Source organism: Vreelandella stevensii S18214, assembly GCF_000275725.1.
Taxonomy (GTDB): Bacteria; Pseudomonadota; Gammaproteobacteria; order Pseudomonadales; family Halomonadaceae; genus Vreelandella; species Vreelandella stevensii.
Genome location: NZ_AJTS01000047.1, coordinates 76,215 through 87,242, shown reverse-complemented (window position 1 = coordinate 87,242; position 11,028 = coordinate 76,215). Strand labels below are relative to the sequence as shown.

Annotated in this window: 11 protein-coding genes; all 11 read right to left on the bottom strand. The window is 60.1% G+C overall.

Annotated features, from left to right (window positions below; translation table 11 throughout):
- Nucleotides 1-25: 25 nt before the first annotated feature.
- The 11 genes from HSS18214_RS0114700 to ileS all read right to left on the bottom strand — a co-directional run bounded on the left by HSS18214_RS0114700 (nt 26) and on the right by ileS (nt 11,024).
- Nucleotides 26-1,705 carry an NAD-dependent malic enzyme gene (locus HSS18214_RS0114700; protein WP_016916039.1) on the bottom strand — a complete coding sequence of 560 codons (1,680 nt, stop codon included), beginning with the start codon at nt 1,703-1,705 and terminating at the stop codon, nt 26-28.
- Between the two features lie 177 nt (nt 1,706-1,882).
- Complete coding sequence (locus HSS18214_RS0114695) at nt 1,883-3,094, bottom strand: YeeE/YedE family protein (RefSeq protein ID WP_026001969.1); 1,212 nt, start codon at nt 3,092-3,094, stop codon at nt 1,883-1,885.
- 139 nt (nt 3,095-3,233) lie between these two features.
- A complete protein-coding gene (locus HSS18214_RS0114690) occupies nt 3,234-4,256 on the bottom strand; it encodes a tryptophan--tRNA ligase (protein ID WP_016916037.1) in 1,023 nt (340 codons plus the stop codon).
- A gap of 49 nt (nt 4,257-4,305) precedes the next feature.
- Nucleotides 4,306-4,761 carry a pilus assembly PilX family protein gene (locus HSS18214_RS18325; protein ID WP_016916036.1) on the bottom strand — a complete coding sequence of 152 codons (456 nt, stop codon included), beginning with the start codon at nt 4,759-4,761 and terminating at the stop codon, nt 4,306-4,308.
- Between the two features lie 18 nt (nt 4,762-4,779).
- Nucleotides 4,780-5,247 (bottom strand): PilW family protein, encoded by a 468-nt coding sequence (locus tag HSS18214_RS0114680; RefSeq protein WP_016916035.1) that lies wholly within the window; start codon nt 5,245-5,247, stop codon nt 4,780-4,782.
- Between the two features lie 17 nt (nt 5,248-5,264).
- Nucleotides 5,265-5,702, bottom strand: a complete 438-nt coding sequence (locus tag HSS18214_RS18320) for a type IV pilus modification PilV family protein (RefSeq protein WP_227407525.1) — start codon at nt 5,700-5,702, stop codon at nt 5,265-5,267.
- Nucleotides 5,671-6,069, bottom strand: coding sequence for a type IV pilin protein (locus HSS18214_RS0114670; protein ID WP_139788489.1), 399 nt, complete (start codon nt 6,067-6,069; stop codon nt 5,671-5,673). The genes HSS18214_RS18320 and HSS18214_RS0114670 overlap by 32 nt, the downstream gene beginning before the upstream one ends.
- A gap of 105 nt (nt 6,070-6,174) precedes the next feature.
- Nucleotides 6,175-7,155, bottom strand: coding sequence for a 4-hydroxy-3-methylbut-2-enyl diphosphate reductase (gene ispH, locus HSS18214_RS0114665; protein WP_016916032.1), 981 nt, complete (start codon nt 7,153-7,155; stop codon nt 6,175-6,177).
- 36 nt (nt 7,156-7,191) lie between these two features.
- Entirely contained in the window at nt 7,192-7,635 is a 444-nt protein-coding gene (gene fkpB / locus HSS18214_RS0114660; RefSeq protein ID WP_016916031.1) for an FKBP-type peptidyl-prolyl cis-trans isomerase, read from the bottom strand.
- 28 nt (nt 7,636-7,663) lie between these two features.
- On the bottom strand, nt 7,664-8,200 hold the full coding sequence (gene lspA, locus HSS18214_RS0114655; protein ID WP_016916030.1) for a signal peptidase II: 537 nt from the start codon (nt 8,198-8,200) through the stop codon (nt 7,664-7,666).
- On the bottom strand, nt 8,193-11,024 hold the full coding sequence (gene ileS, locus HSS18214_RS0114650) for an isoleucine--tRNA ligase (RefSeq protein ID WP_016916029.1): 2,832 nt from the start codon (nt 11,022-11,024) through the stop codon (nt 8,193-8,195). The genes lspA and ileS overlap by 8 nt, the downstream gene beginning before the upstream one ends.
- Between the last annotated feature and the right edge of the window lie 4 nt (nt 11,025-11,028).

The following is an 11,028-nucleotide window of genomic DNA, read 5'->3' as shown; positions in this document are numbered from 1 at the left end:
GTGGGGGCTTTTTTTGCACCGCGCCTTAGAAAGCGCGGCGACGGTAGAAGCGATACTCCGGCGACCAGCAGGACTTTTCGATACGCTCACGCAGCTCCGAGCCGCTGGTTTTCAGCGCCACGCCGTTTTGCTGCGCCTGGGCAGCCACTTCGAAAGCAATCGACTTACTGATTTCACGAATGCGCGACAGCGGTGGCAGCAGCGCACCCTGCCCCTCCTTGACCAGCGGTGCTTCACGGGCCAGAGCACGCGAGGCGCTCATTAGCATCTCGTCGGTCACGCGGTGGGCGTCGGCGGCAATCACCCCCAGGCCAATACCGGGGAAAATATAAGCGTTGTTGCACTGGGCAATGGGGTAGGTCCGCCCGTTGTAGACCACCGGCGCAAAGGGGCTACCCGTGGCTACCAAGGCCTGGCCGTCGGTCCAGCGAATCACGTCCTCAGGCACGGCTTCTGCCTGGGAGGTGGGGTTGGAGAGCGGCATGATGACCGGGTGTTCACAGCCTGCATGCATGGTACGCACGACCTGTTCGGTAAAGATGCCCCGCTGGCCACAGACCCCAATCAGGATGGTGGGTTTGATCTGGGCAATGGTCTCTTCCAGCCCCTGACCGTTCCAGTTGGCTACCAGCGCAGGATCATGGGCCAGACGACGCTGGAAATCACGCTGCCAGGTCTGGTCGCTGGTCATCAAGCCATCCCGGTCGACGATGAAGATGCGTGCTCGCGCCTCTGCTTCGGTCAAACCTTCGGCCTCCATGGAGACCACTACCTGCTCGGCGATACCACACCCCGCCGAACCACCGCCCACGAACACCACCCGCTGCTGCGCAATGGTTTCGCCCCGCGCCTGGCAGGCAGCCATCAGCGTACCTACCACTACAGAGGCCGTTCCCTGCACGTCGTCGTTGAAGCAGCACAGTTCGTTGCGGTAGCGCTCCAGCAACGGCACGGCGTTGGCCTGGGCAAAATCCTCGAACTGCAACAGCACATTCGGCCATCGACGCTTCACGGCGCAAATGAACTCGGCCATGAAGGCATCGTACTCTTCCTGGCTGACCCGCTCGTGACGCCATCCCATGTACATGGGGTCATCCAGCAGCGCTTGGTTATTGGTGCCCACGTCGATCATGATCGGCAGCGTGTAGGCAGGGCTGATGCCGCCACAGGCGGTATACAGCGCCAGCTTACCGATAGGAATGCCCATGCCGCCGATGCCCTGGTCACCCAGGCCAAGAATACGCTCGCCATCGGTTACCACGATGACTTTCACGTTGTCCTTGGTGGCACTGCGCAGGATGTCGTCCATATGCTCGCGGTCCGGGTAGCTGATGAACAAGCCCCGGTGGTTACGATAGATATTGGAAAACTCCTGGCACGCCTGACCCACGGTAGGGGTGTAGATGATCGGCAGCATCTCTTCCAGATGCTCGGACACCAGACGGAAATAGAGCGTTTCGTTATCGTCCTGAATGGCGCGCAGATGAATATGGCGCTCCAGGTCACTATGGCACTGCTGGTACTGTCGATAGACACGTTCGAGCTGGTCGTCGATGGTTTCGACTTTTTGCGGGAGCAGGCCGATCAGGTTGAACGCCAATCGCTCCTCTTGAGTAAACGCGCTGCCTTTGTTCAATAGCGGCATTTCAAGCAGCGAAGGACCGGCGTAAGGAATGTACAGGGGGCGTTTACTCTTCGTAGACATAGGCACTCTCTTTTTATGTCAATTGCTGTTGCAATGCAGCAACGCTGGGCGTTGGCGACGTTTGTGCGTAATGTAACATGGTCGTGCGACAAAGGTAGAAGCAGCGCCAGGAATGGCCATAAAAAAACACCCCGGCCATGGCCGAGGTGTTCATCGAATACACCAAAACGCTAGCGATCAGCAGCTCTTGGCGGTGGGACGGCGCCCCTCTTCGCCAGCAAAGAAAAACGGCCGCAGTTTCACGCCAATCAGGTTGCCCGCAAAGGCCGCCGCCATCCAGACCCAGCCATGCAGGCTACCCGACGCAATGCCGCTGAAGTACGCACCGATATTGCAACCAAACGCCAAGCGCGCACCATACCCCAGCAGCAGGCCACCAATCACAGCGGCCAGCACCGAGCGCAGCGGAATACGGAAATTCGGTGCGAAACGCCCGGCCAGATGGGCGGCAGCCAGTGCCCCCAGCATGATACCCACATTCATGACCGTCGTGATATCGCTCCATATGCTGGCTTCCAGCGCGGCCGCGTTACCCGGTGCTTGCCAATAACCCCACTGGCTCACATCGCCGCCCACCAGCTCATACGCCTTGGCGCCCCACAGCGCAAAGGCCGAGGTAATTCCCCAAGGGCGACCCGCCAATGCCAGGGTGGCAAAGTTGAGCAGCGCCAGGGCCACGGCCCCCGCCACCAGCGGCCAGGGGCCCGTGAGCCAGCGCTCCACGCCGGGCTTATCGACCGTAGGGACCTGCTCCAGCTGGCCATGACGGCGCTTCTCCATGATCACCGTAAAGGCGGCAATGGCAGCGAACAGCACCAGGCTGATGCCGATGCCGCCCCCCACACCAGCCACATTGACCAACGACACCGGCTGGAAGGCGGGCAAACTTTGCCACCAGGTGAAATGCGCGGAGCCAATGACCGAGCCCACGATAAAGAACACCAGGGTAATCAGCATACGGGCATTACCACCGCCAGCGGTAAACAGCGTGCCCGAGGCACAGCCGCCTCCCAGCTGCATGCCGATACCGAAGATGAACGCACCGAACAGCACCGAAATGCCGATCGGCGAGACGAAGCCACTCACCGGCGTACCAAACAGCGACCCCGCCCCCAGCGCCGGGAAAAACAACACTACGGCAATCGCCAGCATGATCATTTGCGCCCGCAAGCCACGCCCACGACGCTCGGTAATGAACACCCGCCAGGCCGCCGTAAAGCCAAACGCTGCATGATAGAGCACCATACCCAGCAGGCCGCCCACGATCATCAGCAGCCCGATATTGGCGCCAAAGATGACGCCAATCACGAGCGCCCCCAGCACAATCGCTGCCACGGCCAGAAGGGGCACGCGGTACGAGCTCGAAGCCACCATTGAGGTAGTCGCCATAATTCACCTGTTTAGCAACGCCAAAAGCGCCTGCAACAGCAAGGCGCTTGGCTAAGTTGGACAATAGTTATAAGCCTAACGGCGAGGCGTAGACGCTGGAAATTCTTTATTGAGAGGTTAATATTCCCAAAGTGAATAATTAAATAAAACGCCCCAGCCCAACCACCGAACGCAGCTTATCCATAGTGCTGGATGCCTCGGCACGGGCACGCTCAGCGCCTTTCTGCAATATGGCTTCAATATGAGCAGGATCTTCCATCAAGGCGTTATAGCGCTCACGCGGTGCGCTGAGATGGGCATTGAGGTATTCGAAGACCTGATCCTTGGCCTCTCCCCAGCCAATACCTTCTTCATACTGTTGACGCATGGTAGCGGTTTCGGCATCGCTGGCAAACGCAGCATAAATCTGGAACAGCGTACACGTGTCGGGGTCTTTGGGCTCACCAGGTTCCAGAGAGTTGGTCTTGATCTTGCGCACCAGCTTTTGCAGCTTTTTCTCGCTGACAAAAAGCGGAATGGTATTGTTGTAGCTTTTGGACATCTTGCGACCGTCCAGGCCTTTCAGCACCTCTGCCTTTTCGTTGACCACGGCCTCCGGCTGAGCAAAGTATTGCCCTTTGAACAGATGGTTGAAGCGCCCTGCGATATCACGTGCCATCTCGATATGCTGGATCTGATCGCGCCCGACCGGCACTTTATGGGCATTGAACATCAGGATATCGGCGGCCATCAGTACCGGGTAGCTAAACAGCCCCATGGTAATGCCCTTGTCCGGTTCCTGGTCGCCTGCCTCTTCGTTCTCGGCCACGGCGGCCTTGTAGGCATGGGCTCGGTTCATCAGGCCTTTGGCACAGACGCACGACAGCATCCACATCAGCTCGGGAATTTCGCTGATATCCGACTGGCGATAGAAGATGGCGTTATCGGTATCCAGACCCAACGCCAGCCAGGTAGCGGCGATCTCCATGCGTGACGCCTGAACACGCTTGGGGTCCTGACACTTGATCAGGGCGTGAAAGTCGGCCAGGAAGTAGAACGACTGCACGTTAGGGTCCTGGCTTGCCTCGATGGCAGGCTTGATGGCCCCGACGTAATTGCCGAGGTGAGGCGTCCCCGTCGTGGTAATTCCGGTCAGCACGCGGGTTTTGGCTATCTGACTCATGATCTGGATCCAACTGAATAAAGGTGAAAAACGATACGCTATTGTACGCCTATTTCCAAACGACGACTGCCTGTCCATCCGCTCGAGTGTCCAGCCGCACGAAGACGGGCTCACTCTGGGCCACGATGCCATCACGTTCAGACAGCACTGCCCCCAACGCCATGACCCATGATTCGCCTTGCAACACCACTGGCACGAACAGACAGCCCTGGGAGGGGCAATCCTGGGACACGCGCTGGGAATGGGGATGACCAAGATAGTCTTCGAAGCGCACCGTGGCGGAAGCCTCTATCTGCGGCGCGCCTTCCCACGATAGCTCGTCGAATCGCCACAATGCGTGTGATGCCGCACTCCCTGAGTTCATTTGAGCCTGCAGGGAAGCACGAAAATTGCCCGCGAGCCGCTCGTCCACCAGGGCGGACTGCATGCCCATCATCGCCGTGACCAGAGCACTGGCCAGCAGCACCATGACAATGACCAGCGCAGCGCCTCGCTGAGTGTTCATCTGCTCGAGCCCCCCAGGCTATTCATCCGGATGGAATAACGCTTCACGATGGGCCACATGAAAAGTGACTGCTTGACCACTGGGTCCTAACGGCAACACTACTTGATACACGTCAGACGCCTGTCCAACGACGGTGCCGACGGGTTCATCGCGTGCACAGGAGGCACCCTCTGCAGCCTGGAAGGTCACCAGCGGCTGCGCTCGCGACATATCCTGTAGTGTGCAGCGACACTCACTGGCTGACGGGACGCACTGTAACCGGTAGTACGGCTCTCCCGTATCGTCGTATGCCCCGTGGCGCTGTAACGTGGCCGTAATGTGGGCAACGGAGAAAATCAGCGCCTCCTGCTGGCGCCCGAGACTTTCTGTCTGCCTAAATGTGTGCAGAGTGCTCAAGAAGAGCTGCCCTGCCCCTATCACAATGGTGACGCCCACCACCATGGCCACCATCATCTCTGTCAGGGTGAAGCCGTTTTGCCTCTCCATAGGCGCCGCCACACTCTTTAAAGAGGGAGTTGAAAAGGATAAACAAGCGACTGGGCGCTTGCGTCCAACGCGCTGTCCAGCCCGACCGTCACCTCGAACAGGCAATCTTGCCGGGTAATGGTGCTATCAGCCGCCCTGGCATGGCGGATAAGCGGCCCACCTGAAGCAGCGAACCAGGCCGCGTGCCAGGCACGCTCGATCTCGGCAAGCGGGATATCCTGACAGCCCTCGGCATGACGCGTTGCCGCCCAGACCCGTTCCTGGGCATCCAGCGCCGCTACGCTCACCAGCGTTTGCTGATAGCCGCGCTGCACGGCCTGCAAGGCTTTCAGCTGCATGGCAGCAATACTGATCAGGCCAAGTGACAGCACCACCAGCGCCACGAGTGCCTCGACCAAGGAGAAGCCGCCTTGCTGCCGGTGCTTACCAGCAGGCAGCAGGCAGCCTTTCGCCACGGGCGTTGTACTGCAAGTCTTGTTCGCAGCCATCGTCTCGCTCACTGGAAGCCGTTAGCAGGAAACCACCGTCTTCGTCACCACCATTGGCGACCGTAATGGCGTAGTTACCATCGGGCGAGGTGGCCGTGACGGTGCAGTCATTGTAGGAGTATTGACGTGAATAGCAGCGCTCCATCTCGGAGGCGGCCTGAAGCAGGCCCGCATGCGCATCGGTGCGCAGGGAACGCTCGACATAGCGGTTATAGCTGGGGTAGGCGATACCGACGATGATACCGATGATCGCGACGGCGATCAGCAACTCGATGAGGGTAAACCCCTGAGGGGGAAATTTGCCACCCACAGGGGGAATAGAGCGATCTGGCACGCGCGGTGCTCCCGTATCAACTGAACCATACTTCGAGTATGTCCCAAACCGATACGCTTTGCACCTCCATGAACAGCTCAGGTGTTAACGCTGTCTCACTGATGATTATTCACTAACGATCACACGCTCGCGTAGCTCTTTGGGCATGGAGAAGGTGATGTTCTCCTCACGCCCCTGCAGCTCCACGGGGGCTTCTGCGCCTAGCGTCTGTAACTGGTCGATGACGCCTTTCACCAGCACTTCCGGGGCGCTGGCACCAGCAGTGACGCCAATGCGCTTGACGCCTTCGAGCCAGGCAGCCTCAATCTGCTCGGCATTGTCGATCAGATAGGCGGGGGTCCCCATGCGCTCGGAAAGCTCCCGCAGGCGGTTGGAGTTCGAGCTGTTGGGGCTGCCCACGACCAGCACCAGGTCGCTGTCCGCTGCCAGCTCGCGCACGGCATCCTGGCGGTTTTGAGTGGCGTAGCAGATATCGTCCTTGCGCGGCCCCTGGATCTCGGGAAACTTCTCCCGCAGCGCGTCGATCACTTTGGCCGTGTCGTCCATGGAGAGCGTGGTCTGGGTGACGAACGCCAGCGCCGCAGGGTCGTTGACGACCAGATTGGCAACGTCCTGTTCGTCTTCCACCAGATAGATCTTGCCCCCATGGGAAGTGTCGTAGCGCCCCATGGTGCCTTCGACTTCGGGGTGGCCTTCATGCCCGATGAGAATGCACTCCTGGCCGCGTTTGGCGTAGCGCAGCACTTCCATGTGTACCTTGGTGACCAGCGGGCAAGTGGCATCGAAAACTTTCAGACCACGCTGTTCGGCATCCTGCTGAACCGCTCGGGAAACGCCGTGGGCCGAGAAGATGACGATCACATCGTCGGGCACTTCATGGAGTTCTTCGACGAAGACTGCCCCGCGCTCGCGCAGCGTTTCCACCACGAAGCGGTTGTGCACGACTTCATGGCGCACATAAATCGGCGGGCCGAAGACATCCAGCGCGCGATTGACGATATCGATCGCACGGTCGACCCCGGCGCAGAATCCGCGCGGGTTAGCCAGCTTGATCTGAATGGGCTGAGATGACTCTGATGACTGCATAAATGCGCCTTGATGCAACCTGCATCGCTCGGGAAATTAGTGTTTGGTGATCGGCGTGACGTTGAGCACTTCGACCTCGAACGTCAGCGTGCGCCCTGCCAGCGGGTGGTTGAAATCGACCTCCACGCGGTCACCTTCTACTGTTTTGACCACGCCCGGCAGTTCCGTTCCCGCCTTGTCGGCAAACGACATGACCATGCCCACCTCGGGCTCGTCGTCACCAAAATCTGCTCGCTTCAAGGTCTGGATATTCTGCGGATTATGCTGACCGAAGGCATGCTCCGGGGTAATCTGGAATGACCCGCTCTGGCCGGAGGCCATGCCCTTGATGGGGTGCTCGAAACCCGGCGGCAAGTTGCCATCGCCATATTGAAACGTGGCAGCCGCTTTCTCTTTGGTGGAATCCACCACTGTGCCGTCCTCCAGCTTCAACGTGAAGTGGAGGGTGATTTCCATGCCATCGTCAATTAGGTAGTCCATAGTTCCTCACAGGTAGGCGCGGGGGCGTTCAGGCCATTTTTTTACGGCGTCGATCGCCCATGAACGACTCCCAGATAAGCCCCACGGCACCCAGCGTAATACCAATATCGGCCACGTTGAAAGCCGGGTAGTACCAGCCCGCCACGTGGAATGAGAGAAAGTCCACGACATAGCCGTGAATGAGCCGATCATACAGGTTGCCCAGCGCGCCACCGATGATCAACGGCAGCGCGATGGCCAGCAGCTTTTCGTCTGCCCGCACCCTGGAGAGCCACACGGTCAGCCCTATGCTGGCGCCAATGGCCACCGTGGCAAAGAACCAGCGCTGCCAGCCAGGATGGTCAGCCAGGAAGCTGAAGGCCGCGCCGGTATTGTGCAGCAGGGTCAGGTTGAAAAACGGCAGCACTTCAACCGGCTGTGCATAACTCAAAAAATGGCTGGCGGCGTATTTGGTCAGCAAATCCAGCACGATCACCGCCACCGCCAGCCATAGCCAGCGCAGCGGCCGCCGCATGGGCGGACGCTGGTGGGTCGACGCTTCCGTGCCGCTCACGGTGTTAGGCATAGTAACGAATCTCTCCACTGCCTTCGGGCAAGTTGCTCACACAGCGGCCACACAGGTCCGGATGGGCGGCAAAACTGCCCACATCGGCGCGGTGGTGCCAGCAGCGCTCGCACTTGGCATGTTCACTGGCGTTGACGGCTACCTTCAAACCCTCAAGCTCGGTACTTTCGGCACCGGCCGCATCGGCCAGCGGTGCCAGATGCACTTCACTGGTGAGCATCACAAAACGCAGCTCGTCGCCCAGCTTGGCCAGCGCCGTGTGCAGTTCGTCGTTCACGTAAAGCGTGACTTCCGCCGCCAGGCTGCCCTTGATCACTTTGGCGTTACGGGCATCTTCCAGGCACTTGTTCACCGAGTGCTTCACTTCCAGCACCTGCTCCCAGAACGCCCGGCCCATCTCGGCACCCTCGTCCAGCGTGGAGAGGCCTGTGTAGTAGGTCTCCAGCAGCACGCTGTCGCCACGCTGGCCGGGGATATGCTCGAAAATCTCTTCGGCGGTGAACGACAGAATCGGGGCCACCCAGCGGCTCAACGCTTCCACCACGTGATACAGCGCAGTTTGCGCACTGCGACGGGCCAGCGAGTCGGTTTGCGTGGTGTACTGGCGGTCCTTGATGACATCCAGGTAGAAACCACCCAGCTCCCGTGCGCAGAAACCGTGCACCTGCTGGTAGACATCCAGGAAGCGGTACTCTTCATACGCTTTTTCGATACGGCCCTGCAGCTGAGCCGCACGGTCCACTACCCACTGGTCCAGCGCCAGCATATCGCCGAACGCCACCTGATCCCGAGCAGGGTCAAAACCGCTCAGGTTGGACAGCAGGAAGCGGGCCGTGTTGCGAATACGGCGATAGACGTCGGCCGTACGCTTGAGAATTTCGTCGGAGACGGCCATCTCGCCGGAGTAGTCCGTCGAGGCGACCCACAAGCGCAGAATGTCCGCCCCCAGCTTGTCCATCACGCTTTGCGGGGCCACCACGTTACCGATGGACTTGGACATCTTGCGCCCCTGGGCATCGACGGTGAAGCCGTGGGTCAGCAGCTGCCGGTAAGGCGCATGCCCATCGATGGCCGCGCCGGTCAGCAGCGAGGAATGGAACCAGCCCCGGTGCTGGTCCGAGCCTTCCAGGTAAAGGTCTGCCCGGGGGCCACTCTCATGGCCATGGGGGTGCGAGCCGCGCAGCACGTGGCGGTGGGTGGTGCCCGAGTCGAACCACACGTCCAGCGTGTCGGTGACTTTTTCGTAGTCGGCGGCTTCCGCGCCCAGCAGCTCGGAGGGTTCCAGCTTGAACCACGCTTCGATGCCCTCTTGCTCCACGCGCTTGGCGGCCTCTTCCATCAGCGACACGGTGTTCGGGTGCAGCTCACCGGTCTGCCTGTGCAGGAAGAAGGGGATCGGCACGCCCCAGTTACGCTGACGGGAGATACACCAATCCGGGCGGTTGGCAATCATGCTGTGCAGGCGCGCCTGCCCCCAGGCAGGGGTGAACTCGGTGGCTTCGATACCGGCCAGCGCCCGTTCGCGCAGGGTCTTGCCATCCTTGCCTTTGATATCCATGCCGACGAACCACTGGGCCGTGGCACGATAGATGACCGGCGTCTTGTGGCGCCAGCAGTGCATATAGCTGTGCGTGATCGGCGTATGGGCCATCAGCGCGTTCACGTCACGCAGCTTGTCGATGATGTTCGGGTTGGCTTTCCAGATCATCTGGCCGCCAAAGAACGGCAGGTCGTCGATATAGACACCGTTGCCCTGCACCGGGTTAAGCATGTCGTCAAAGCTCATGCCGTGCTCACGGCAGGTGTTGAAGTCGTCTACCCCGTAGGAGGGGGCCGAGTGAACAATACCGGTGCTGCCGACCTCGGACTCCACATAGTCCGCCAGATAGACCGGCGAGAGGCGGTCGTAGAACGGATGGCGGAAATTGATCAGATCCAGGTGTTTGCCCTGAGTCGTCGCCACCACGCCACCTTGCAAGCCAAAACGCTCCAGGCAGCTCTCGACCAGCTCTTCGGCCAGCAGCAGCAACCGCTCGCCGGTATCCACCAGCGCGTAGGTGAAGTCGGGGTGAACGTTCAGCGCCTGGTTGGCGGGAATGGTCCAGGGCGTGGTGGTCCAGATCACCACCGCCGCAGGCTTGGCCAGCTCGCTCAGACCGAACGCCGCTGCCAGCTTGTCGGCATCTTCCACGGGGAAGGCCACGTCGATGGCGTCAGATTTTTTATCAGCGTACTCGACTTCCGCCTCGGCCAGCGCCGAACCACAGTCGAAGCACCAGTTCACCGGTTTAAGCCCTTTGAAGACGTAGCCCGCTTCGACCATATCGGCCAGGGCGCGGATCTCGCCCGCCTCGTTGGCGTAATCCATGGAGCGGTAGGGGTGATCCCAGTCCCCGATGATCCCCAGGCGCACGAAATCCACCAGCTGGGTTTCGATCTGGGCACCGGCGTACTCACGGCACAGCTCACGGGCTTTATCGGCCGGAAGGTGCTTGCCATGGGTGGTCTCGACCTTGTGCTCGATAGGCAGGCCGTGGCAGTCCCAACCCGGCACGTAGGGTGCATCGAAGCCCGCCAGGTTCTTGGACTTGACGATGATGTCCTTGAGAATCTTGTTGACGGCGTGACCGATATGGATGCTGCCGTTGGCATAGGGAGGGCCATCGTGCAGGACGAACAGCGGTGCCCCCGCACGGGCTTCGCGCAGGCGCTGGTACAGGTTCATGTCCTGCCACTGGGAAACGCGCCCTGGCTCCTGCTTCGGCAGCATGCCGCGCATGGGAAAGTCGGTTTCTGGCAGGTTTAGCGTGTGCTTGTAATCCATAGTT

What these genes read in the sequence shown, in the direction of transcription:
- HSS18214_RS0114700 (WP_016916039.1), bottom strand. Translation starts at nt 1,705, where the DNA reads ATGTCTACGAAGAGTAAACGCCCCCTGTACATTCCTTACGCCGGTCCT.
- HSS18214_RS0114695 (WP_026001969.1), bottom strand. Translation starts at nt 3,094, where the DNA reads ATGGCGACTACCTCAATGGTGGCTTCGAGCTCGTACCGCGTGCCCCTT.
- HSS18214_RS0114690 (WP_016916037.1), bottom strand. Translation starts at nt 4,256, where the DNA reads ATGAGTCAGATAGCCAAAACCCGCGTGCTGACCGGAATTACCACGACG.
- HSS18214_RS18325 (WP_016916036.1), bottom strand. Translation starts at nt 4,761, where the DNA reads ATGAACACTCAGCGAGGCGCTGCGCTGGTCATTGTCATGGTGCTGCTG.
- HSS18214_RS0114680 (WP_016916035.1), bottom strand. Translation starts at nt 5,247, where the DNA reads ATGGAGAGGCAAAACGGCTTCACCCTGACAGAGATGATGGTGGCCATG.
- ispH (WP_016916032.1), bottom strand. Translation starts at nt 7,155, where the DNA reads ATGCAGTCATCAGAGTCATCTCAGCCCATTCAGATCAAGCTGGCTAAC.
- fkpB (WP_016916031.1), bottom strand. Translation starts at nt 7,635, where the DNA reads ATGGACTACCTAATTGACGATGGCATGGAAATCACCCTCCACTTCACG.
- lspA (WP_016916030.1), bottom strand. Translation starts at nt 8,200, where the DNA reads ATGCCTAACACCGTGAGCGGCACGGAAGCGTCGACCCACCAGCGTCCG.
- ileS (WP_016916029.1), bottom strand. Translation starts at nt 11,024, where the DNA reads ATGGATTACAAGCACACGCTAAACCTGCCAGAAACCGACTTTCCCATG.